Source organism: Arthrobacter rhombi, from assembly GCF_039526245.1.
Classification (GTDB): domain Bacteria; phylum Actinomycetota; class Actinomycetes; order Actinomycetales; family Micrococcaceae; genus Arthrobacter_H; species Arthrobacter_H rhombi.
Genome location: NZ_BAAAIV010000004.1, coordinates 116883 through 137904, shown reverse-complemented (window position 1 = coordinate 137904; position 21022 = coordinate 116883). Strand labels below are relative to the sequence as shown.

Sequence of the window (21022 nt, the reverse complement as noted above, 5' to 3'; positions counted from 1 at the left end):
TGCTGCGCCCCGGTACCCGACGGTGCCGGGGCGTTCGCGTCCCTAGCCGAGGGCGCGTTCTGCCAAGCCGTAGACGTAGGCAGCCTGTCCGGCATGTTGGGTCGTGTCGTTCAGCACGCTGACCAGGCGGGACGCGGCGGTGACCTCAGGCTGCCAGCGTCGATCGACAATCCGGGAGTAGTCGGCTTCGGACAGGGAACCGAGCATCGTGAGGGTGGCCCGGTGCACGGCAGCGTGGTAGCCGCCCAGCAGCTGCCCATCGGTGACGTTGAAGGCAGCTACGTCTTGCGCGCTCTGGCCGTATCCGATGTCGTGGATTGCGTAGGGGAGTTGGAATCGTTCGGCCCAACCGTCCTGTTGCCACTGCTGGCCCGCGGGCATCCGTTGTTCGCCGCGTTCGGCGGGGTCGGAGCGGCCGGCGAGGACCGCCGCCAGATCAGCCAGATGGTCGTCCTGTACGCGGGTCAGGTGCCAGAGCAGCCAAGCCACGGAATTGGAGCCGGCGTCCGGCCGGTAGGACAACAAGCGGGGATCTGCGTCGCCGACGAGGGTGGACACGGTTTCGGCCACGCGGCCAAAGCCATCGGCGAGTAGTTCCTGGGCGGCTGGCGTGGACATGCTGGCTCCTTCGGGGTGGGATCACCGAGGCTACCCGCGTGGACGCATCGGCCCAACCCCTCCCCGGCCATGGCCGACGCCACGGCGGGCGCCCCGATGCCTGACGGCGGCTCGGATGCGCTCTTGACCTCCCGGAACAACCGTTAGGCTGGTGACATGATTGTCGGCATTGGCGTTGATGTAGTGCAGGTTTCCCGGTTCAGAGCCCAACTAGAACGTACCCCCGCCCTGCGCGAGCGGCTGTTCGTCCCGGCAGAACGTGAGTTGAACATCCGTTCGCTGGCGGCACGCTTTGCCGCGAAGGAGGCCGTTGCCAAGGCCCTGGGTGCCCCGGTGGGGATGAACTGGCAGCACTGCCAAGTCGTTGTCGATGCAGCAGGGGATCCCCAGGTCCTCGTGGACGGAACAGTCGCCGAGGCCGCCATTGCCAAGGACGTCCAGTACTGGCACCTGTCCCTCAGCCACGATGGCGACCTGGCCACCGCCATGGTCGTCGCGGAGCGCTAGGCCATGATCAACGCATATACGGGAACCCAGATCCGCGCTGCCGAAGCCGGCCTGCTCGCTGCCGGTGAAGGCGCCGGGCTCATGCGCACGGCAGCCCACGGACTCGCCCATCACACCATGGCGCTGCTGCGCGCCCGCTACGGTGCCGTGTACGGCGCCCGCGTTGCCGCACTGATCGGCACCGGCAACAACGGCGGCGACGGCCTCTATGCGCTGGCCAGGCTCGCTGGCAGGGGCGTCTCCTGCACCGCCATCCTGCTGGGCGACCGCGCGCACCCCGAAGCCCTGGCTGCCTTCGAGCGCACCGGAGGACGAGTGATCGACGGCGGGGTCCCCGCATCGGGCGCCCGCGGGAAGACCCGTCGTTTTCGGGCCGCAGCCGAGGCACTGCGTGGCGTCGACCTGGTGATCGACGCCGTGTTGGGCACCGGGGCGCAGGGACGGTTGTCCCTGCCGGAAGTTCCCACTGATGTGCCAGTGGTCGCATGCGACCTGCCCTCCGGCGTGGACGCGGACACCGGGGCCGCCCCCGATGGCGTGCTGCCGGCGGATGTGACGGTCACCTTCGGGGCGTTGAAGACTGGTCTGTGCGTGGGAGCCGGCCGACTGCTGGCGGGCCGCATCGAGATCGTCGACATCGGCCTGGAAGCCCTGCTGGGCCAGCCCGATCTGCGGATCGTCACCGGTTCCGACGCAGCGGCCCTCACGCCCCGGATCCGCGCCGATGCGCATAAGTACTCCCGCGGCGTGCTCGGTCTGATCGCCGGTTCGGACCGCTACCCTGGAGCCGCCGTGCTGGCCGCGACCGCCGCGGTGAACACGTCGGTCGGAATGCTGCGCACCCTGGCTCCGGAACGGCCCGCTGCATTGCTGGCCGCGGCAGTTCCCGAAGCAGTTCCCGCCGAGGGGCCCGACGCCCGGGTCGACGCCTGGGCGATGGGCCCCGGCCTCGGCGACGACGCGCAGCAGCTCGCCGCCGTCGGACAGGTTCTCGACTCGCGCCAACGGGCGATCGTCGATGCCAGCGCGTTGCGGACGCTGCAACCGGCGCAAGGACATATCGGACTCATCCTGACGCCCCACGCCGGGGAGCTCCAGGACCTGCTGGGCAGGGCAGGCGTGCGCGTCACGGTCGGGGACATCGAAGCCGATCCGGTCCGGTGGGCCCGCTGGGCAGCCGTGGGCTATTCCTCGGTGGTCCTGCTCAAGGGCCATTCGACGATTTGCGTGGCTCCCGATGGCTATGGCGTGGTCAGCCTCAACGGGCCGTCCCAGCTGGCCACGGCGGGGAGCGGCGACGTCTTGACCGGGATGCTGGGGGCGATGCTTGCGACGTCCGAGCCGGCGAACTCCTCGACGCACGACCTCGTGGAGCTGGCCGCTGCGGCCGCCTACCGCCACGGTGACGCAGCGCGTTTGGCGGGCCGGGAGGGCGGGTTCGGCGCCGGCCGGCTGGCCCAGGAGGCCGGCCGGGACGGCTACCTGGCGTAATCAGCCCGCCGGATCGAACTTGCGCCCGAGCGCGGCAATGGTCCAGCCGGCTTCCTCCCACTGGGCGTGGTCCAGGACGTTGCGGCCGTCCACCAGGCGGGTCCCGCGCACCCAAGGGGCCAGGTCTGCAGGGGTCAGCGCCTTGAACTCGTTCCACTCCGTGAGCAGCAACACCAGGTCGGCATCGCGCACTGCCTCGGCCACCGAGTCCACATACCCGAGGCGGGGGAACCGTCGTCGTGCATTCTCATTGCCTTCCGGATCGTAGACGGTGACTTCGGCGCCGTCGTTGTAGAGCCGTCCGGCCACATCCAGGGCGGGGGAATCGCGGACGTCGTCGCTGTCGGGTTTGAAGGCCACGCCGAGCACTGCAATGCGACGGGCGGCGACGGAATTGTCGAGCATCTGGTGGGCCAGCGAGACCACCCGGTCACGCCGACGCAGGTTGATGTCATCGACGTTGTGCAGGAAGGCCATGGTGTGGTTCAGCCCGAGTTCGCTGACCCTGGTCTGCAGGGCACGGATGTCCTTGGGCAGGCAGCCGCCGCCGAATCCGATGCCGGCGTTGAGGAACTTCCTGCCGATCCGTGAGTCGAAGCCCAGCGCGTCGGCCAGCGTGCGGATGTCGCCACCGACCGTCTCGGTGACCTCGGAGAAGGCGTTGATGAAGGAGATCTTGGTGGCCAGGAACGCGTTGGCGGCGACCTTGACCAGCTCGGCGGTCTCGAAATCGGTGACGATGAGCGGGGTGTCCTGGCCCAGGGCCCGGGCATAGACCTCACGCAGCAGCGCCTCGGGGGCAGCGGATTCGACGCCGAACACCAGGCGGTCGGGGGTCAGCGTGTCCTTCACGGCGAAACCCTCGCGCAGGAACTCGGGGTTCCACGCCAATTCCAGCTTCACGCCCGGCTGTGCCTCGGCCGCGATGACTCCGGCGAGACGGCGTGCCGTGCCGACCGGGACCGTGGACTTGCCGACGATGAGTGCGTCACGGGTGATGTGCTGGGCCAGCGAACGCACCGCTGCGTCCACGTAGCGCAGGTCAGCACCGCGGTCCGCGGCCCGTTCCGGGGTGCCGACGCCGACGAAGTGGACGTCTGCCCAGCCGCCGACCTCGGAATAGTCGGTGGTGAACCGCAGCCGACCCGACGTCACGTGCTTGACCAGCAGCTCCGGCAGGCCGGGTTCGTGGAACGGCAGATCGCCCTGGGACAACCTGTCGATCTTCGCCTGGTCGACGTCGACCCCGATGACCTCGAACCCGAGCTCGGCCATGCAGGCAGCATGCGTCGCGCCAAGGTACCCGGTACCGATCACTGAAATCCTGAGCGTCATGTGCGCCTAACTGTTGGGTGGGCCGGGTGGACTCCGACCATCTTAACCATGCTGGGTGGAAAGCTGAGGGGACCCCGGTGAACGCACCCTGTCAGCCGGCAGAATGATGTGGGTTCCGGGGGGCGCTCAGGCGGTGTCGTCGGCGGTGGCCTGGGACTCGAGGTAGGCGTGCAGTGCCTCGTGCTGGTCGCGTGGCTCGAATCCCGTGGCGTGGATCCGGGTGAGGTCCAGTACCGAGTTCAGCGGACGGGGAGCGGCCTGTTTGCCCGCGAAGTACTCGGCGGTGCTGGTCCCGGTGACGTCCGCGCGGTCCCGGCCGGCTGCGGCAAAGGCCACTGCGGCGATATCGGCCCAGCTGGCTGGTTCCCCGGCGTTGGTCAGGTTGTACGTCCCGGCCGGTGCACCGGTGGCCAGCAGGTGCGCGATTCCCCCGGCGATGGTGTCGGTGAAGGACAGGCGGCCGAATTGGTCGTCGACGACCGACGGGCTGATCCCGCGCTGGGCAAGGGAGAGCATGGTCTTCACGAAGTTGTTGCCGTCTCCGATGACCCAACTGGTGCGGATGAGATAGTGCCGCGGCACGGTGCCCACGGCCAGGTCCCCGGCCGCTTTGCTTTGGCCATAGACGCCCAGGGGGGAGAGGGTCGCCGCCTCGGGGTAGGGAACGGGGGAGGTTCCGTCGAACACGTAGTCGCTGGAGACATGGACCAGTGTGAGGTTGTTCTCAGTGCAGATCCGCGCCAGGGCGGCGACGCCTGTCGCGTTCGCTGCCCACGCGGCCGTGCGGCCTTCCGGCGTTTCGGCGTCGTCGACACGGGTGTAGGCACCGGCGTTGATGATCGTGGAGTAGCCGGACCAGTCGCGGGCGGCCAGGGCCGCCGGGTCTGCCAGGTCGGCCTCGGCGCGGGTCGCGTAGTCGACGTCTTCGCGGTCATCGAAGTGACGGCGCAAGGCGGTGCCGAGTTGTCCCGAGGCACCCAGGACCAGGGTCCGCAGGCCAGGCACGGGGTTCACATCGGCCAGGCGCGGGTGGGCACGGTCCTTGTCGGAGAGTTCGGCCCGGTCCAGGGCAATGGGCCAGTCGATGGCGGCGGTCTCGTCGGCGAGGTTCACGAACGCGTATTTCGAGGTGGCCTCGGCGGACCAATGATCGTTGACGAGGTAGGTATAGGCGGTGTCTGCCTCCAGGGTCTGGAAGGCATTGCCGACTCCCCGCGGGACGAACACCGCGGTATCCGGGCCGAGCTCGGTGGTGAAGACCGCCCCGAAGGATTCCCCGGCGCGCAGGTCGACCCAGGCGCCGAAGATCCGCCCGGTGGCCACCGAAACGTACTTGTCCCAGGGTTCGGCGTGGATCCCGCGGGTGGTCCCGATGGCTGCATTGAAGGAGATGTTGTTCTGCACGGGGCCGAAGTCGGGCAGTCCCAGGGCCGTCATCTTCGCGCGCTGCCAGTTCTCCTTGAACCAACCACGGTTGTCCCCGTGCACGGGCAGGGAGACCACCAGCATGCCGGGGATGTTCGGAACGGGCGTTGCGTTCAGCGCCGCAGGGCGTTCGTCGGCGGCCATCCTCAGTGTCCTGCCTGCTGGTACTTGGACTCGGTCGCTGCCTTGTGCGGGCGCCACCAGGCTTCGTTCTCGCGGTACCAGGCCACGGTGTCGGCGAGGCCCTGGGTGAAGTCCGCCCGGGACGGGGCCCAACCGAGTTCGGTGCGCAGCTTCGTGGAGTCGATGGCGTACCGCAGGTCGTGTCCGGCGCGGTCGGTGACGTGGTCGAACGCTTCGGGTTCCTGCCCGAAGACCTGCAGCAGGGCCTGCACGACCTCGAGGTTGTTGCGTTCGCCGTCGGCACCGATCAGGTAGGTCTCCCCGACGCGTCCGCGCTGGAGGATCGTCCAGACGGCGCTGGAATGGTCATCGGCATGGATCCAGTCCCGGACGTTGGTCCCGCTGCCATAGAGGCGGGGACGCACTCCGTCGATCAGGTTGGTGATCTGGCGGGGGATGAACTTCTCCACGTGCTGGTACGGGCCGTAGTTGTTCGAGCAGTTGCTGATCGTGGCCCTCACACCGAACGAGCGGACCCACGCGCGGACCAGCAGATCCGAACCTGCCTTCGTGGAGGAATACGGGCTGGAGGGGTTGTAGGGGGTGTGCTCGGTGAAGCGCTGCGGGTCATCGAGTTCCAGATCCCCGTAGACCTCGTCGGTGGAGATGTGGTGGTACCGGGTGTTGTGCTTGCGGGCGGCCTCGAGCAGGGTGAACGTGCCGGTGATGTTCGTCTCCAGGAACGGGCGGGGATCGTGCAGTGAGTTGTCGTTGTGCGATTCAGCCGCGTAATGCACGACGGCGTCTGCCTCGCCAACGAGGGTGTCCACCAGGGAGGCATCGCAGATATCGCCCTCGACCAAGCGGAAGCGTTCGGGATCAAGGCCCTTCAGGGAGGCCGTGTTACCGGCGTAGGTCAGCTTGTCCAAGACGGTGACCCGTGTAGCGGTGTTCTCCAGGACGTAGTGCACGAAGTTCGAACCGATGAAGCCGGCACCGCCGGTGACCAAGATTTTGTCCATGGGCATGACAATACCCGGTCGCACGGCGGCCGTTGCCTACCGTTTCTGCGGGTTGACACAGTACGGTTGGGTCCATGAGGGGAATCATTCTCGCCGGTGGTACGGGCTCGCGGCTGCACCCGATCACCCAAGGCATCAGCAAGCAGCTCGTTCCGGTCTACGACAAGCCGATGATCTACTACCCGCTGGCCACGCTCATGCTGGCCGGGATCAGGGAAATCCTGCTCATCACGACCCCGCATGACGCGGACCAGTTCCACCGGCTGCTGGGCGACGGCTCGCAGTGGGGCCTCGAGCTGAGCTATGCCGTGCAGGAATCCCCGGACGGCTTGGCCCAGGCGTTCCTCATCGGCGAGGAGCACATCGGTGACGGAAAGGTCGCCCTGGTGCTGGGCGACAACATCTTCTACGGTTCGGGTCTGGGCACGCAGCTGCAGAAGCTGGCCGACCTGGACGGCGCAGCGGTCTTCGGGTACCACGTGGCCGACCCGCAGGCCTATGGCGTCGTGGAATTCGATGCAGCAGGAAACGCCGTGTCCTTGGAGGAAAAGCCGGAGAAACCCCGCAGCCACTACGCAGTTCCCGGCCTGTATTTCTACGACAACCGCGTCGTGGACATCGCCCGCGCGTTGAAGCCCTCACCGCGCGGCGAGCTGGAGATCACCGATGTGAACCGCCGCTACCTGGAAATGGGTGAACTGAAGGTCTCCGTCCTGCCCCGTGGCACGGCCTGGCTGGATACCGGCACCTTCGAGTCCCTCAACGATGCCTCCAACTACATCCGCACCATCGACGCCCGACAGGGGCTGAAACTCAGCGCCCCCGAGGAGATCGCCTGGCGCCAAGGCTTCATCACCGACACCCAGCTCGAGGCCCTGGCGAAGCCGCTGGTCAAGAGCGGGTACGGCCGGTACCTGCTGAACCTGCTGGAGAGCTCGAACCAGCGCGTCGGCAGCTGATGCGACAATGGTGGCGTGACTTCGCAAACTGAACCCTGGGAAGAACGCGGTGCCAGCATTTCCGCCGAGCACGGCTTCGCCCCCGGACCCGACTTCGAACGCCGTGCCGAAATCGACCTCTCGGCCATCCGGGACAACGTCAAGCGCGTGATCGAACTCGCAGCACCGGCAACCGTCATGGCGGTGCTGAAGGCCGATGCCTATGGGCACGGTGTCCTGCCCGTCGCGGCCGCGGCGCTGAAAGCGGGTGCCGGTTGGCTCGGGTTCGCCCACATCAGTGAGGCGCTGGTGGTGCGTGATGCCGGGATCACCGCCCCCACCCTGGCCTGGCTGCACACCACCGATGCCCCCTTCGCCGAGGCCATTGCCCGGAACATCGACTTGGGGGTTTCCGGCTGGGAACTGGATTACATTGCCGCGGCGGCCAAACAGGCCGAACGGCCGGCCCGGGTCCACCTGAAGATCGATACCGGGCTGGGCCGCAACGGATGCCCCCCGGCCCAGTGGGAGCGGCTGCTGGGCGCAGCCGCTGCCTATCAGGAAGAGGGCCTGCTGCGCGTCGTCGGTGTCTTCACACACCTGGCCGTCGCCGATGAACCAGATCGGGGGGAGACCGATCAGCAATTGGACGTGTTCCGGGATGCGGTCAGCCTGGCCGAAGATGCAGGATTCGATCTGGAAGTGCGCCACGCGGCGAACACGCCGGCCATCCTCTCCCGCCCGGACGCCCATTTTGACCTGGTGCGTCTGGGATTGGGCATGTACGGACTGAGCCCCTTTGCCGACCAGAGCTCCCAGGAGCTGGGCCTGCGGCCCGCCATGCGATTGGTGGCACGCGTCGCCAACGTCAAAAAGGTCCCGGCCGGACAGGGAGTGTCCTACGGGCTGACGTACCGGACCGACGAAGAGACATGGCTGGCACTGATCCCCATGGGATACGGCGATGGAGTGCCGCGCTCCGCAGTGGAGGGACCCGTGCTCATCGACGGACGCAAGCTGCTCAGCCGCGGCCGCATTGCCATGGACCAGTTCGTGGTCGACCTCGGCCAGGTCAGCGACCCAACGTCGCTGGTGGGTACCGAAGCAGTTCTTTTCGGCGGAGACGGGCCGTCGGCCGACGAATGGGCAGCAGCGGCACACACGATCAACTACGAGATCGTCACCCGGATCTCCCCGCGCGTCCCCCGCCTATACGTGGAGGGGTCCTGGGGGCCCAAGGATGCCTGACGCCACGGGAGCCCCGTCAGGAGAAGGGCCGTCTGGCGCTGCCGTCTGGTCCGCCGAGGTGAAGACGTGGGGAACCGAGTCGACGCAGGACCTCGCGGCCCGCATCGGGGCCCGCCTGCTTCCCGGGGACCTGCTGCTGCTGACCGGAGAGCTCGGGGCCGGCAAGACCACATTCACCCAGGGGCTCGGTGCCGGGCTGGGAGTGCGTGAGGGCATCATCTCCCCGACGTTCGTCCTCTCCCGGACCCACCCCTCGGTGACGGGAGGGCCGGACCTGGTGCACGTGGATGCCTACCGGCTCTCCAGTGGCGGCGAGCTCGAGGACCTGGATCTGGAAGCCGGTATGGACCGCTCCGTGACCGTCGTCGAATGGGGTGCGGGCAAGGCGGAACAACTCAGCGACTCGCGGCTGGAAATCACCCTGCAGCGCGAGACGGGTTCGACGATGTCCGAACAGGAAGGGCCCCCACTACTGGACTTTTCGGAAACAGATGCCGACGAGCCACGGACGATCACTGTGGTCGCCTACGGCCCCGCGTGGACGTGTCGCCGGCTCTTCTGAATGCACGAACGGCACCACGACGTCCGGTGTCCACCTCCAGCACACAGCGCTGTGTGCCGAAAGGATGGGTAGTTCTCCCCATCGCGTAGCCGCCGAACCCCACTTAGGCTGGTGCGGATGGAGAGGCTGGATGGCAATGAGGCTGGTTGACGTGGAGCTGCCCCGGGACTGGAGACGGCTCGAGGCTGTGGGGTGCAATTACCTGGCCTGCCATACCGGCGCAGGCGGAGTAGTCCCGGGTGACGACCAGGATGGCGAGTCCTTCCAACTGACGAGCGACGCGGTACCGGTCACGGTGCAGGGGCTCGACATCCTCTCTCCTCCCGGAGGGATCCGTGCTGGCGGGCTTTCCCCGGACCAGATCCCGTCCAGCAGCATCATTGCCGTCGAATATCCGTCCCGTGACGTCATCCGGGGTCTCGACGGGCTCTACGTGGTGGACGTGGCGAGCACCCATATCGCCGGAATGGCGGCCGAGCGCATGGACCTCACGCACCGGCGGTCCGGGGTAGCGCTGTTCACCCGGCGGTGGGTCATGTCCCTGGGCGATCGGACGCTCGAAATCGCAGCGACGTGCCCGCTCGACGACTTCAGCCGCCACATCCATGATTTCGACTCGTTGGAAGACAGGATCCACATCGCAGCATGAGCTCTACACCGACCGCCGCCCGGGAGGCAGCCGACGCCGCCTGGCCCAGCGGACCGCTGGTCCGGCCCGCAGCCTGGGAGGAGATGGTGCAGGCGTGGCCGGGACGGCGAGTCCGACGAACAAGCATCCGTGGAGGCCGGTCGGCGGTGGCGGAACTTGCGGCCCAGGGGTGGGTGGATTCGACGGGTCGTTTCAGCGACCAAGCCCGTGAAGCCCTTCCAAACGCGGCAAATCCTGCCTACACCTGGCACGTGACCGGCCGCCATCAGGGAGTTGTGTCCGAAGTCAGGGCCCATGGCCGGCAGACGGACAGTACGCTGAGCGTCGGCCCCGATGCTGCGACGCTCCGGGCAGCCTCCGGCGATCGGGCCCGGAACCAGGGGCCGGAATCGTCCGTCTCCATCAGGGTCCTGGATTCCCGCGAGATCCCCACCCTGCTGTGCGCATGGGCCGGCGTCCGTCCTGGAGCCTCCAGCACCACACCACGGCTGGAATTGCCGGTCCCCGCGTTCACCGCCCGGGCGAACGGACTGGCCAGTTCGCCTCCGCCCGAATTCGAGCATGCCCGCGAATTGTGGAATGACGATTGGTTCATCTGGGATGTCGTCGCGCCCTCGGGCGCCGAACACGGCTTCATCGGGACCTTGGACCACGGCAATTTCGCCTTCGGGCAGGTGTTCTCCGGTGACGACACCCAGATCCGCCTGGTGCCGATCGGCAGCGGCGCGATCTGGCGGATCCTTGAAGGCGCCCAGCAGATGTGAGCCGGCGCGGCTGACATGGGTCCGCGGCCCGCATACGATGGAGCGGTGCTTATTCTGGCCATTGACACCTCAGCCACCGCTTCCGCCGCCCTGCTGAAGACCCGCTCTGCGGATTCGGCAGCCCAACTGCTGGCCTCCTTCCACACGGAAGAGACCAACACCCATTCCGAGGTCCTGGCCCCGGGCATCCAGGGCCTGCTCGCCGAAACCGGAAATACGGGAGGGGATCTCGACGCCATCGTCGTGGGGGTGGGCCCCGGCCCGTTCACCGGGCTGCGCGTGGGCATTGCCACGGCACGTGCCCTCGGTTTCGCCTGGGGGATCCCCGTCCATGGGGCCATGAGCCTGAACGCATTGGCTCACGATGTCCTAGCAGATAGTGCATCCAGGGGAAATGTCGACCAGGGGTTTACGGTGGCCATCGATGCGCGGCGCAAGGAGCTCTACTGGGCGCATTATGCGGCCGACGGGACGCTGTTGGACGGGCCGCACGTCGGTGTCGCGGAGGCGCTGCCGCCCGGGCCCGTCTACGGTGCCGGGGCCGGTCTCTACGGTGACCGGCTCGCAGGGAACGGAAACAAAGTGGCTGGACCTTTCGCCGACCGCCACCCGTCCGCAGGGTCGCTCGGCGCCTGGGCCATCCGGGTCCTGGGCTCGGGCGGGGAACTGTTGCCCACGACCCCGCTGTACCTGCGTGAGTCCGACGCCCAGGTGCCCGCGCAGATGAAGGGTTCCTCGGCGTCGTGATCTACCGTGACATGACCGAAGCAGATGTCCCGGCGGTGTGGGAGCTCGAGTGCGCGTTGTTTCCCGAGGATGCCTGGCCCCTGGAGATGTTCCGCGACGAGCTGGGGCAGACGGCCACGCGGAGGTATTGGGTTGCGGAGGACGACGGGAAAATCGTCGCCTACTGCGGGATGATGTGCGTGCTCCCGCTGGCGGATGTGCAGACCATCGCAGTGACGCCGGGGTATGAGGGCCGCGGCATCGGCTCGACCCTGCTGCGCCAGCTCATCGAGGAGGCCGGAAGCCGGGGCGCCCGCGACGTCCTGTTGGAGGTCCGCGCCGATAATCCCCGGGCCCAGGCGCTCTACACCCGGTTCGGATTCGAGCACATCCACACGCGGCGCGGCTATTACCCCGGCGGAGTGGATGCGCTGATCATGCGTTTGGAGCTGGACGCCGCGGCCTGACCCGGTCAGATCCGGCGGGCCAGGCGCGCGACGTCGGCGATGGACTCCCCGCCCACCCGGTCGAGTTCGGCCACGATGCCGATCGCCGAGGACCACGCCGATGCGTCGGCGGATTCCGGAACATCGGCGTGCAGCCTGGCTCCGAGACCGGCCAGGCGGTGGGCGCCCGCCAGCGTGGCGCTCGAAACAAGCGAGAGGGCAGCATCCCGGCAGGCCTCCGCGTCCTGGTGGGAGACTGCCAGATGCAGGCGGTGTCGGCGTTCCGGCCAGAGACGGACAAAGCGTTCGAGGTACAAGGCCGCCGCGGCGGAACCCACCTGGTCCGCGAGCGCCTGGAGCGCCGTGGGACACACCAGTGTGCAGGACTCGGGGGCATCCGATGGATCGGCGTGTGTCATGGAACCATGGTGCGCCGCCGACCGGTGGGAACCGCTCAAACCCGGCTCAAGATTCGCGCAAGATCATCTCCGACGACCTTGTGTAAAACTTTTGTCAACCCAGGGGGAGTTCTTGATGTGGGGCAGGGATGCTGGTCCCAACAGCCGGGGAAGCAGATCGCCGGCACTCACCTCCAAGGGGACACAGCATGAACAAGATGACCAAGGGCGCACTGGCCACCGGACTCGGCGTCGCACTGCTGATCGGCGGCGGCGGATCGCTGGCCGTCTGGAACACCAGCGCCCAGGCCAACGCCGGCCAGATCGTCGCCGGCGACATGGGCCTGACGGCAGGGGCCGGAAAGTGGACCAACTCCGCCGGCGCCGATGTCACCACCAAGATGACTGCGGGTACCTACCGGATCGTCCCGGGTGATTCCCTCACCTTCACGCAGCCGGTGGCCGTGACCCTCTCCGGGGACCTGATGAAGGCCAAGCTCACCGTTGCCGACGACTCCCTGACGGCCAACCGCACCTTCAATGCCGCGAACTACTCGGTCACCCCCGTCACCCTCAAGGACTCTGCAGGCCAGGCCATCGACGGCCAGGTGCTCACCTCCAACGGCAACTACACCGCCTCGGTGACGTTCACCTTCAAGGAGTCCACGTCCGGGCTGCAGGACACCAACGCGAAGTACGACTTCAGCAAGGTCGGCTACAAGCTGGACCAGGTGGCCTCCTCGGGCAACCCCACCCCGGCCCCGTAACACCGCCGAACACCCGCATCCCTGACACGGACCACCCCGGAGGCACCCATGAGAACGACGTCGGCACTGAAGACAGCCGCGCTGCTGGCGGTCGCCGTCGTTCTCGGCCTGGGCACTGTCCAGGGCAGCCTCGCAGCCTGGAATGCCACCACCGCTTCGGCGGCGGGAACGGTCCAGGCAGCGGACTTTGCCGTCACGCTCACCTCCGCCGGCAGTGCGGCCCAGCGTCTGACGACCAACGGCCAATCCTCCACGGTGGCCCTGCCCGCCCTCACCGGGCTGAAGCCGGGCCAGACGCAGGCCGTCCCGGTCACGGTCACGAATGCGACAGATGCCGGCCGGGGCGACTTCACGATCGAGCTCACCACCTCCGTCCTGCCACCGAACGGTGCAGCGTCGAAGTACCTCAAGGTGACGGCCGGGCTGCAGTCGTCGGGTAGCTGCCCCGCCTCGGGACTGCCGGCTGCGGCACGGCTGAAACAGGGAGGCTCGGCCACGCTGTGCGTGGCGGTCAGCCTGGATGCCCAGGCCCCGGCAACGGCGGGTGGGCAAGCCAACACGATCGCCGTGAAACTCACCGCCACCCAGGTGTGATCCCCCTTCCCGCACGACGCACTCCAACCGCAAAGGACATCATGGCCCAGCACCTCGCTTCACGGACCCGGACCCGGGACTCCGTTCCCGGTCTGCTGGGGAGTGCCCTGGGCTTGGTGGCGCTCGTGCTGGCCGTCCTGGCCGCCGTGGTGCTGATCATCGTCCCGATGGCCACGGGATCGCAGACCTATTCGGTGCTGACGAATTCCATGCGTCCCCACCTGCCTCCGGGAACCTTGATCATCTCCCGGCCGGTCGCCTTCCAGGATCTGCGGATCGGGGACGTGGTCACCTACCAGCTCGAGTCCGGACGGGCCGACGTCATCACGCACCGGATCGTCTCCACCGCAGCTGACCAGGAAGGCAACACCCTGCTCATCACCCAGGGCGACAACAACGACCTGCCCGATGAAGCCCCGGTCCGCGGGATCCAGGTGCGCGGCAAGCTCTTCTACGCCGTCCCCTATGCAGGATTCCTGGCCAACTGGCTGGGCAACCAGGACCGTGGGCTGGGAGCCCAGATCGCCGCCGTCGTGCTCATGGGCTATGGCGCATGGAACGTGGTCTCCGGGATGCTCGCTCGACGCCGGACACGTTCAGCGAACGACGCCGTCCCCGGCAGGCCGGAGACAGCGGACCCCGTGTCGACCCGCGACGCGACGCGGATGCCAGCAGCCTTCGGCCAACGGACGGCCAGGGAGCACTCGATTGCCCGGCACGTCGGGCAGACCCCACACCGGTCCGGGCACCCACACCGCGAAAAGATCAACCGATGAACCGCCGCCCCAGCCAGGAATCCGGTGTTCCCCGGTCCCGCTCCGCTGCCTGGCGTTGGCCTGCGGTGGTATATGCCGTCGTGGTCATCCTCGGACTGGCCGGCACCGGAGCCCATGCACTGTGGAGCCAGAGCGGGACGGCTGCCGCCAGTGTCAGCACCGGCGCGTGGGCCCCACAACCGGTCAGTGGCGCCGTGGTGTGTTCGGCGGAGACAGGGCTGTTGGCAACGTCCACGTTGCTGACCGTGGATTTCGACTTCCCCCTCGACGCCGATGCCGTGACGGTCGCCGTGAAAGATGGCACCGGGACCACCCGGACCCAGACGATTCGGCGCGGAAGCGGCACCAGTGGAAAGGCCACCCTCACGGTGGAGAGCCGGTGGCTGACCTGGGACAACGGCACGTTCCCCCTGACCTTGACCTCGTCATCCCAGGGAGTCGACAGCAAGCCGCTGAGCCGTTCCGTGGCGTGGAACTACAAACTGATCCACGGGTACATCGCGAGCTGCTGACCCCCTGCCCGGGCCGGCCACTGGCCGCGGGGCCTGGGCCTGGACCGGCGCGCCAGCAGTTCGTGGGCTGCCCCGGATAGACTGCAGCTGGGGCAGCAAGCAATCTGGGGAGATGGCAATGCAGGAACGCAGAGTGGCAGTAGTCGTCGAGGACGACGAGGACATCAGGGGGCTGTTGGAGGCGGTTCTGCTGCAATCCGGGTTCGAGGTCCATCAGACAGGAAGCGGCGTTACCGGCGTCGAACTGGTGGGGCAGCAGGACCCGGAGTTGGTGACCCTGGACCTCGGCCTCCCCGACATCGACGGATTCGAGGTGGCCCGGCGGATCCGGCGCAGCTCCGACGCCCACATCGTGATGCTCACGGCCCGCACCGACGAAATCGACACCGTCCTGGGGCTGGAGACCGGAGCCGACGACTACCTCACCAAGCCCTTCAGCCCCCGCGAACTGCGTGCCCGGGTGGAGGCCATCATGCGCCGTCGCGCCCGGGACCGTGCACCCGTGCTCCCACCGGCTGCGCCCTTGCCCGCAGGCCCGGCGCCGGCCCACTTCGGGACGTGGCAACCGGATGGAGCGCCGCCTTCGGCAACGAGCGGGGGCGACGCGCAGCGGGACTGCCTGCGCCTCAATGGGTTGGAACTTGACCGGCCCACCTACTGCGTCCAGGTGGACGGAGTGGAAATCGCTGTGACGCCCACCGAGTTCACGCTGCTCCATGCTGTGCTCGCCGGAGGCCGCACCGTCAGGACGAAAGCGTCACTGGTCCGCCGACTGCGCGATGAGGAAGCGGACTCCGGGACCTTCGTCTCCGAGGCGGACGAGCGCAGCGTGGAAGTCCACGTCGGGAACCTGCGGCGCAAGCTCGGGGACGACGCGAAGTCACCCCGCTGGGTCGAGACCGTGCGTGGTGTCGGGTACCGGTCGGCGCCGGCACGCTGACCGGCGTCCGGTCGGCACTAAACTGGAAGACATGACTTCCCCCGCACCACTGGTCCTCGGCATCGAATCCTCCTGCGACGAAACGGGCGTCGGGATCGTCCGCGGGACCGAGCTGCTGGCCAACACGGTGTCCTCCTCCATGGACGAGCACGTCAGGTTCGGCGGCGTGATCCCCGAGATCGCCTCCCGCGCCCACCTGGACGCCTTCGTGCCCACGCTCGAGGAAGCCCTCTCGACCGCCGGCGTGAGCCTGGAGGACGTCGACGCGCTCGCCGTGACGTCAGGCCCCGGGCTGTCCGGCGCATTGATGGTCGGCGTTGCCGCCGCGAAGGCCCTGGCGCTGGCCACCGGCAAACCGCTCTACGCGATCAACCACCTGGTGGCGCACGTGGGGGTCGGTGTGCTCGACGGCGGGGCATTGCCCACCAGCCTCGGCGCACTGCTGGTCTCCGGAGGACACACGGAGATCCTCCGCGTGAAGTCACTGACGTCGGACATCGAACTGCTCGGGGCCACCATCGACGACGCCGCCGGCGAAGCCTATGACAAGGTGGCACGCCTGCTGGGGCTGGGCTACCCGGGAGGTCCGGTGATCGACAAACTCGCCCGCACCGGGAACCCGAAAGCCATCCGGTTCCCTCGCGGCCTGACGCTGCCCAAGTTCCTTGGGACGGCCGAAGCACCGGGAAAGCACCGCTACGACTTCTCCTTCTCCGGGTTGAAAACCGCCGTCGCCCGGTGCGTCGAGCAATACCAGGCCCGGGGCGAAGAAGTCCCGGTCGCCGACATTGCCGCCTCCTTCCAGGAAGCGGTCGTGGACGTGGTGACCAAAAAGGCGGTCATGGCCTGCACCGAGCACGGCTTGGAGAACCTGCTGCTGGGCGGGGGAGTGGCGGCCAATTCGCGGTTGCGGGAACTCCTGGCTGCCCGTTGCGCCTCGGCGGGCATCACCTTGCGGATCCCCCCGATCGGACTCTGCACGGACAACGGGGCCATGGTCGCCGCGCTGGCCTCGCAACTGGTCTCGGCCGGCGCGCAGCCCACGGGCATTTCCTTCTCCGCGGACTCGGGGCAGCCGGTGTCGCAGATCAGGCTGTAGGCATCTGTAGCCGCCCGCTCAGGCGATGTGCATCCGGGCGATGTTGTCCTGGACGACGGCGCGCAGGTCCCCGGCGTTCGCCGCGGCGATCTTGCGCTGCCACTGGTAGCCGGCGCCCCCGCGGATGATGCGTTCAACGTCCGCGAGCTCGTCGCTGCACCCGAGCTTGCGGGCTACGGGTTCGAGCCGGTTCAATTCGCGCATCAGGTGGTCGGTCACCAGCATCTCGTCGCCGGCGGCGTTGAGGATGATGATGGCCTCCATGCCGTAGCGTGCGGCACGCCATTTGTTCTCCGTGCGGTGCCACGGCGGCATGACGTCGATGGTGCCTCCGTTGTCCAAGGTGCTGGACATGTCATCGACCAGGCACTGGGTCAGCGCCGCGATTGCCCCAATGTCCTGCAAGGAGGACAACCCGTCGGCGATGCGCATCTCCACGGTGCCAAAGCGGGGGACCGGACGAACGTCCCAGCGGATCTCGGAGATGTCGTCGATGACCCCGGTGTGCACCATGTCCCCGACGTAGCCCTCGAACCCCGACCAGTCGTCAAAATGGTAGGGCAGGCCCGCGGTGGGCAGTTGTTGGAACATCAGGGCCCGGTGGGAGGCGTAGCCGGTGTCTTCGCCGCCCCAGAATGGGCTGGAGGCGGAGATCGCCTGGAAATGCGGCTGGTAGTTCACCAGTCCGTCGACGACGGGCAGTGCCTTCTCCCGACGGTCCAGACCGACGTGGACATGCACCCCGTAGATGACCATCTGCTGGCCCCACCACTGCGTGCGGTCGATGAGGCGGGCATAGCGTTCCTTGTCCGTGACCGGCTGCAGCTTCGGGGTGGCAAACGGGTGGGACCCCGCGGAGTAGAGGTCGATGCCCATCGGATCGGTGACCTGGCGGATGACTCCCAGATTCTCGTGCAGCTGCCCCTTGGCCTGGCCGACGGTCTCGCACACCCCGGTGACGATCTCCACGGTGTTCAGCAGCAGTTCCTGCTTGATGTGCGGGTGTTCGTCGTCGGGGTCCAGTCCGCCGTGGGCTGCGTGGACGCCCTCGAGCACCTGCTGTGCCACCGAGCGCAGGTCGCCCGTGGTGTGGTCAACGAGCGCGACTTCCCACTCGACGCCGAGGGTGGATTGCCGGGAGTCGGCGAAATCGATCTGCATCCGCATTCCTGACGTCGGGGGGAAAAGTACCGGGCCAGTCTATCCGGGTGCGGCGTGGATCCCGGCGCGCTGGGTTCAGGCGGGCTCGACCTCGATGGCCACCCGCCGGTCCCCGACCCGAGTCAGGACCAGCGTGGCCCGCCGTTTGGACTTCTTCCCGGCGCCGGCCAGCAGCACCTTGCGCAGCTCCTCGGGGGCCACATCGAGTCCGCGCTTCTTGATGTCCAACACGCCAATGCCCGCGGATTTGGCCCACATGCGCAACGCCTTCACGTTGTAGGGATGCACCCGCAGCACCCGGTAGGCGCGGGCAAACGGGGTGTCCACCAGCTCGGGGGCGCAAAAGTAGGCGATATGCGGGTCCAGCAGGTGTCCGCCCACCTGCTCCAGTGCCTCGGCCACCAGGCCGGCGCGGATCACCGCACCGTCGGGCTCGTACAGGTATCCCTCGATGTCGCCCACCGGGACGTCGCCGCGGATGGCAGCACCGGGATCGAAGTCGCCGGAGGCGGTGAGTTCGTGCGATCCGCCGCCGGACAACACCAGTGCGGCACGGCGGATCCCGGGACGGGCCAGCGGGCCGAACCAGAGCGCCGCCTCGGTGACGTCCCCGTTCGCGGAAACCCACTGGGCCTCGCAGTTCGCGGGAACGGAATCGTGCGGGATGCCCGGCCCGAGCTTGACCCCCACGGGAAGCCCTCGATCGGCCAGCGACTCGACGTAGGACAGGGGCGGGCTGAAGGCCTCGGGGTCGAACAGGCGCGAGGTCCCCGACGTGGAGGTGGTGCGCCGTGCCGGGTCGAGCCAGACGGCGTCGAATCCCGTCAGGTCGAATCCGGTGGCATCGGCGTTGACGACGCGGGCGTTGGGCCACGGCATGAGGTTCACCGTGGCCGCGGCGGCGGTCGTTTCATCGAGTTCCACGGCCGTGACGTCCAGTTCCAGCGAAGCCATGGCCATGGCGTCTGCGCCCAGACCACACCCGAGGTCGGCAACTTTCGCCAGTCCGGCGTTGACGAATCGGCGGGCGTGCAACGCCGCGACGTTCAGCCGGGTGGCCTGCTCCAGGCCGGCGCGGGTGAACACCATGTGGGAGGCGAAAGGGCCGAGCTTCAGGGCACCCTGGGCGCGGAGACGGGCCTGGTGCACGACGGCGGTGACGAGCTCTGCCTCATGCCCCTCCTTGCGCAGGCGCAGGTTCAGTTCCAGGGCAGCCTGATCCGTCCCCGCAGCATCGGGCGAGAGCGAATTGAGCAGGCCGAAGCCCTCGGGTGAGAGGACTGCTGCAAGATTTTCCGTGGCGGGAGCGGGGGAGGGCATGGAAACTACCCTAGCGCTGGGGTCGGCCAACGTCCCCCGCCGGTTCGGGCCGACGATGTCTGGTGCAGATACCCTGTTCGTACCGGAACGAAGCAGACCATGGACTACAGCGCGACAGGCGCCGGCCCCAACCATCGCCGCCCCGAAGGAGATCCGGGATGACCGGCAGGGCCGCTGGTCAGCTTCCCTGGCCCGACCAGTTGTCCCCGCCGCAGCAATGCGGCCATCCACAGGAGTAGCCATGTCCCTCGGTGCATCGATCTTCAGCATGGTGCTGGGAGGAGGCTGTCTTCTCCTGGGAATTCTGGCCTACACCGGCATCAACCGCACCGGCCAGTTCATGCGTCGGATCACCACGGGTGTCCCGGACCTGGCGTTGTTGTACCTCGGGATCTTCTTCTTTTTCCTTCCCCTCGCAGTGCTGGTGATGGACGAGGTCCCGCCGATCCTGGCGGTGCTGGTGGGTTTCGGGGTCCTGGGCAGCCTGTTAGTCGGTGTCGTTGGCTTCCTGTGGATGCCCCGCTTCATGCGACCGCGTTGGATGAAGGACCGGGACCGGGAAGTCCGGGACCACCGACGCCCGGGCGGGTACCGTTGAGGCATGCATTCCCACCACGAGACCCCCGGCTTCCCGACAGCGACGCCTGCCGTGGCAGGAGCAGCCGAGGAGATGGGGGAGTCCGCCCTGCCCGGAGCTGACGACGGATTCCTGGGACGTTTCCCCGAGGCGGTCGCCGCCGACGCGCTCGCCGACGGGCAGCCGGTCCGGCGCGACGGCCTGGCCTTCCGCGTCATGCTCTATGCGGCGTTGGCAGTGGGCGCGGTGACTGGTTTGTCGCTCATCGCCGCGTGGATCCTCCAAGCGGTCCTGGCCGGCTCCTACATCCGTGCCGGGGGCGACTACTTCAGCGCCGGCATCGAGGCGACCGCGGCCCGGGAGCTGCTCTCCGTGCCGGTCGGCGGATTCGTGGTGGTCCTGCTGCTGTGCCTGGTGGGGATGTGCGTGGGCGCCTGGGGCATCCAGCGCGGCAAGGCCCGGACCGCGGCGTAGCCCCGGCAGGTGACGCCCCGCCGTCGTGCATTTTGGCACTCGCCTTGACCGAGTGCCAACGACCTCATAGAGTCAGTGTTAGCACTCGAACCCATCGGGTGCTAATAGCCTGAGGTACTTGCCAGCTGGCACCGCGACGACGGTTGGTACACCCCAACGGCCCCGTAACCATTGGTAACTCACGCAAAGGAGAGATCCGCATGTCGGTCTCCATTAAGCCTCTCGAGGATCGCATTGTTGTTCAGCCGCTCGAGGCAGAACAGACCACGGCTTCCGGCCTGGTCATCCCGGACACCGCCAAGGAGAAGCCCCAGGAGGGCAAGGTCGTGGCAGTGGGCCCGGGTCGCGTTGACGACAACGGCAACCGCGTTCCCGTCGATGTCGCCGAGGGCGACGTCGTCATCTACTCGAAGTACGGCGGCACCGAGGTCAAGGTCGGCGGCGAGGAGTACCTGGTGCTCTCCGCCCGCGACGTGTTGGCCATCGTCGTCAAGTAGTTCCCCAGTGTGAAGCCCCGGCCGCCCAGGTCGGGGCTTCACTCGGTTACCAA

At 67.8% G+C, this 21022-nt stretch carries 25 protein-coding genes; 18 read left to right on the top strand and 7 right to left on the bottom strand.

Annotation, left to right across the window (positions count from 1 at the left end):
* Positions 1-42 precede the first annotated feature (42 nt).
* Complete coding sequence (locus ABD088_RS03045) at positions 43-618, bottom strand: mycothiol transferase (protein WP_343899988.1); 576 nt, start codon at positions 616-618, stop codon at positions 43-45.
* Between the two features lie 156 nt (positions 619-774).
* Here ABD088_RS03045 and ABD088_RS03040 point away from each other — a divergent pair, with 156 nt between their 5' ends.
* Together ABD088_RS03040 and ABD088_RS03035 are read left to right on the top strand one after the other, a co-directional pair.
* Positions 775-1125, top strand: a complete 351-nt coding sequence (locus ABD088_RS03040; protein WP_343899987.1) for a holo-ACP synthase — start codon at positions 775-777, stop codon at positions 1123-1125.
* A gap of 3 nt (positions 1126-1128) precedes the next feature.
* Positions 1129-2616: an NAD(P)H-hydrate dehydratase gene (locus tag ABD088_RS03035; RefSeq protein WP_343899985.1), complete on the top strand. Its 1488-nt coding sequence runs from the start codon at positions 1129-1131 to the stop codon at positions 2614-2616.
* Here the strand turns inward: ABD088_RS03035 and ABD088_RS03030 are convergent, their stop codons facing one another.
* From ABD088_RS03030 to rfbB, 3 genes are all read right to left on the bottom strand, one after another.
* Entirely contained in the window at positions 2617-3951 is a 1335-nt protein-coding gene (locus ABD088_RS03030) for a UDP-glucose dehydrogenase family protein (protein WP_343899984.1), read from the bottom strand. It abuts the gene before it with no gap.
* A 126-nt stretch (positions 3952-4077) separates the two neighbouring features.
* Positions 4078-5520, bottom strand: a complete 1443-nt coding sequence (locus tag ABD088_RS03025) for a sugar nucleotide-binding protein (RefSeq protein WP_343899983.1) — start codon at positions 5518-5520, stop codon at positions 4078-4080.
* 2 nt (positions 5521-5522) lie between these two features.
* Complete coding sequence (rfbB, locus tag ABD088_RS03020) at positions 5523-6521, bottom strand: dTDP-glucose 4,6-dehydratase (RefSeq protein ID WP_343899982.1); 999 nt, start codon at positions 6519-6521, stop codon at positions 5523-5525.
* A 74-nt stretch (positions 6522-6595) separates the two neighbouring features.
* Between rfbB and rfbA the strand changes: the two genes are divergently transcribed.
* The 7 genes from rfbA to rimI all read left to right on the top strand — a co-directional run bounded on the left by rfbA (position 6596) and on the right by rimI (position 11875).
* Positions 6596-7480, top strand: coding sequence for a glucose-1-phosphate thymidylyltransferase RfbA (rfbA, locus tag ABD088_RS03015; RefSeq protein WP_343899980.1), 885 nt, complete (start codon positions 6596-6598; stop codon positions 7478-7480).
* Positions 7481-7537: 57 nt separating this feature from the next.
* Positions 7538-8707, top strand: a complete 1170-nt coding sequence (alr, locus tag ABD088_RS03010; protein ID WP_343900374.1) for an alanine racemase — start codon at positions 7538-7540, stop codon at positions 8705-8707.
* Positions 8700-9269 carry a tRNA (adenosine(37)-N6)-threonylcarbamoyltransferase complex ATPase subunit type 1 TsaE gene (gene tsaE, locus ABD088_RS03005; RefSeq protein ID WP_343899979.1) on the top strand — a complete coding sequence of 190 codons (570 nt, stop codon included), beginning with the start codon at positions 8700-8702 and terminating at the stop codon, positions 9267-9269. Before alr ends, tsaE begins: the two co-directional genes overlap by 8 nt.
* Positions 9270-9399: 130 nt before the next feature.
* Positions 9400-9918: a hypothetical protein gene (locus tag ABD088_RS03000; RefSeq protein ID WP_343899977.1), complete on the top strand. Its 519-nt coding sequence runs from the start codon at positions 9400-9402 to the stop codon at positions 9916-9918.
* Between the two features lie 275 nt (positions 9919-10193).
* Positions 10194-10682, top strand: coding sequence for a hypothetical protein (locus ABD088_RS02995; RefSeq protein ID WP_343899976.1), 489 nt, complete (start codon positions 10194-10196; stop codon positions 10680-10682).
* Between the two features lie 45 nt (positions 10683-10727).
* Positions 10728-11429 carry a tRNA (adenosine(37)-N6)-threonylcarbamoyltransferase complex dimerization subunit type 1 TsaB gene (gene tsaB / locus ABD088_RS02990; protein ID WP_343899975.1) on the top strand — a complete coding sequence of 234 codons (702 nt, stop codon included), beginning with the start codon at positions 10728-10730 and terminating at the stop codon, positions 11427-11429.
* Positions 11430-11440: 11 nt separating this feature from the next.
* Positions 11441-11875, top strand: coding sequence for a ribosomal protein S18-alanine N-acetyltransferase (gene rimI / locus ABD088_RS02985; protein ID WP_343899974.1), 435 nt, complete (start codon positions 11441-11443; stop codon positions 11873-11875).
* Positions 11876-11880: 5 nt separating this feature from the next.
* Here the strand turns inward: rimI and ABD088_RS02980 are convergent, their stop codons facing one another.
* On the bottom strand, positions 11881-12273 hold the full coding sequence (locus ABD088_RS02980; RefSeq protein ID WP_343899973.1) for a hypothetical protein: 393 nt from the start codon (positions 12271-12273) through the stop codon (positions 11881-11883).
* A gap of 188 nt (positions 12274-12461) precedes the next feature.
* On the opposite strand from ABD088_RS02980, the gene ABD088_RS02975 reads away from it, so the two are divergent.
* The 6 genes from ABD088_RS02975 (at position 12462) to tsaD (ending at position 16940) form a co-directional block, all read left to right on the top strand.
* Complete coding sequence (locus ABD088_RS02975) at positions 12462-13019, top strand: alternate-type signal peptide domain-containing protein (protein WP_343899972.1); 558 nt, start codon at positions 12462-12464, stop codon at positions 13017-13019.
* Positions 13020-13067: 48 nt separating this feature from the next.
* A complete protein-coding gene (locus tag ABD088_RS02970) occupies positions 13068-13613 on the top strand; it encodes a hypothetical protein (protein ID WP_343899971.1) in 546 nt (181 codons plus the stop codon).
* Between the two features lie 41 nt (positions 13614-13654).
* Positions 13655-14389: a signal peptidase I gene (locus tag ABD088_RS02965; protein WP_343899970.1), complete on the top strand. Its 735-nt coding sequence runs from the start codon at positions 13655-13657 to the stop codon at positions 14387-14389.
* Positions 14386-14901 (top strand): hypothetical protein, encoded by a 516-nt coding sequence (locus tag ABD088_RS02960; RefSeq protein WP_343899969.1) that lies wholly within the window; start codon positions 14386-14388, stop codon positions 14899-14901. Before ABD088_RS02965 ends, ABD088_RS02960 begins: the two co-directional genes overlap by 4 nt.
* Before the next feature lie 118 nt (positions 14902-15019).
* Positions 15020-15841, top strand: coding sequence for a response regulator transcription factor (locus ABD088_RS02955; RefSeq protein WP_343899968.1), 822 nt, complete (start codon positions 15020-15022; stop codon positions 15839-15841).
* Between the two features lie 31 nt (positions 15842-15872).
* Positions 15873-16940, top strand: a complete 1068-nt coding sequence (gene tsaD / locus ABD088_RS02950; protein WP_343899967.1) for a tRNA (adenosine(37)-N6)-threonylcarbamoyltransferase complex transferase subunit TsaD — start codon at positions 15873-15875, stop codon at positions 16938-16940.
* Between the two features lie 18 nt (positions 16941-16958).
* Here the strand turns inward: tsaD and ABD088_RS02945 are convergent, their stop codons facing one another.
* A complete protein-coding gene (locus ABD088_RS02945; RefSeq protein ID WP_343899965.1) occupies positions 16959-18101 on the bottom strand; it encodes a glutamate--cysteine ligase in 1143 nt (380 codons plus the stop codon).
* Between the two features lie 75 nt (positions 18102-18176).
* Complete coding sequence (locus ABD088_RS02940; RefSeq protein WP_343899964.1) at positions 18177-19421, bottom strand: class I SAM-dependent methyltransferase; 1245 nt, start codon at positions 19419-19421, stop codon at positions 18177-18179.
* A 241-nt stretch (positions 19422-19662) separates the two neighbouring features.
* On the opposite strand from ABD088_RS02940, the gene ABD088_RS02935 reads away from it, so the two are divergent.
* From ABD088_RS02935 to groES, 3 genes are all read left to right on the top strand, one after another.
* Entirely contained in the window at positions 19663-20019 is a 357-nt protein-coding gene (locus ABD088_RS02935) for a hypothetical protein (protein ID WP_343899963.1), read from the top strand.
* A 3-nt stretch (positions 20020-20022) separates the two neighbouring features.
* Positions 20023-20472 (top strand): hypothetical protein, encoded by a 450-nt coding sequence (locus ABD088_RS02930; RefSeq protein ID WP_343899961.1) that lies wholly within the window; start codon positions 20023-20025, stop codon positions 20470-20472.
* A gap of 200 nt (positions 20473-20672) precedes the next feature.
* Positions 20673-20969 carry a co-chaperone GroES gene (gene groES / locus ABD088_RS02925; RefSeq protein WP_343899959.1) on the top strand — a complete coding sequence of 99 codons (297 nt, stop codon included), beginning with the start codon at positions 20673-20675 and terminating at the stop codon, positions 20967-20969.
* The last annotated feature ends 53 nt before the right edge of the window (positions 20970-21022 follow it).

Coding starts and splice junctions, on each gene's coding strand:
- ABD088_RS03045 (WP_343899988.1), bottom strand. CDS start 618: ATGTCCACGCCAGCCGCCCAGGAACTACTCGCCGATGGCTTTGGCCGC.
- ABD088_RS03040 (WP_343899987.1), top strand. CDS start 775: ATGATTGTCGGCATTGGCGTTGATGTAGTGCAGGTTTCCCGGTTCAGA.
- ABD088_RS03035 (WP_343899985.1), top strand. CDS start 1,129: ATGATCAACGCATATACGGGAACCCAGATCCGCGCTGCCGAAGCCGGC.
- ABD088_RS03030 (WP_343899984.1), bottom strand. CDS start 3,951: ATGACGCTCAGGATTTCAGTGATCGGTACCGGGTACCTTGGCGCGACG.
- ABD088_RS03025 (WP_343899983.1), bottom strand. CDS start 5,520: ATGGCCGCCGACGAACGCCCTGCGGCGCTGAACGCAACGCCCGTTCCG.
- rfbB (WP_343899982.1), bottom strand. CDS start 6,521: ATGGACAAAATCTTGGTCACCGGCGGTGCCGGCTTCATCGGTTCGAAC.
- rfbA (WP_343899980.1), top strand. CDS start 6,596: ATGAGGGGAATCATTCTCGCCGGTGGTACGGGCTCGCGGCTGCACCCG.
- tsaE (WP_343899979.1), top strand. CDS start 8,700: ATGCCTGACGCCACGGGAGCCCCGTCAGGAGAAGGGCCGTCTGGCGCT.
- ABD088_RS03000 (WP_343899977.1), top strand. CDS start 9,400: ATGGCAATGAGGCTGGTTGACGTGGAGCTGCCCCGGGACTGGAGACGG.
- rimI (WP_343899974.1), top strand. CDS start 11,441: ATGACCGAAGCAGATGTCCCGGCGGTGTGGGAGCTCGAGTGCGCGTTG.
- ABD088_RS02980 (WP_343899973.1), bottom strand. CDS start 12,273: ATGACACACGCCGATCCATCGGATGCCCCCGAGTCCTGCACACTGGTG.
- ABD088_RS02975 (WP_343899972.1), top strand. CDS start 12,462: ATGAACAAGATGACCAAGGGCGCACTGGCCACCGGACTCGGCGTCGCA.
- ABD088_RS02970 (WP_343899971.1), top strand. CDS start 13,068: ATGAGAACGACGTCGGCACTGAAGACAGCCGCGCTGCTGGCGGTCGCC.
- ABD088_RS02965 (WP_343899970.1), top strand. CDS start 13,655: ATGGCCCAGCACCTCGCTTCACGGACCCGGACCCGGGACTCCGTTCCC.
- ABD088_RS02960 (WP_343899969.1), top strand. CDS start 14,386: ATGAACCGCCGCCCCAGCCAGGAATCCGGTGTTCCCCGGTCCCGCTCC.
- ABD088_RS02955 (WP_343899968.1), top strand. CDS start 15,020: ATGCAGGAACGCAGAGTGGCAGTAGTCGTCGAGGACGACGAGGACATC.
- tsaD (WP_343899967.1), top strand. CDS start 15,873: ATGACTTCCCCCGCACCACTGGTCCTCGGCATCGAATCCTCCTGCGAC.
- ABD088_RS02945 (WP_343899965.1), bottom strand. CDS start 18,101: ATGCAGATCGATTTCGCCGACTCCCGGCAATCCACCCTCGGCGTCGAG.
- ABD088_RS02940 (WP_343899964.1), bottom strand. CDS start 19,421: ATGCCCTCCCCCGCTCCCGCCACGGAAAATCTTGCAGCAGTCCTCTCA.
- ABD088_RS02935 (WP_343899963.1), top strand. CDS start 19,663: ATGTCCCTCGGTGCATCGATCTTCAGCATGGTGCTGGGAGGAGGCTGT.
- ABD088_RS02930 (WP_343899961.1), top strand. CDS start 20,023: ATGCATTCCCACCACGAGACCCCCGGCTTCCCGACAGCGACGCCTGCC.
- groES (WP_343899959.1), top strand. CDS start 20,673: ATGTCGGTCTCCATTAAGCCTCTCGAGGATCGCATTGTTGTTCAGCCG.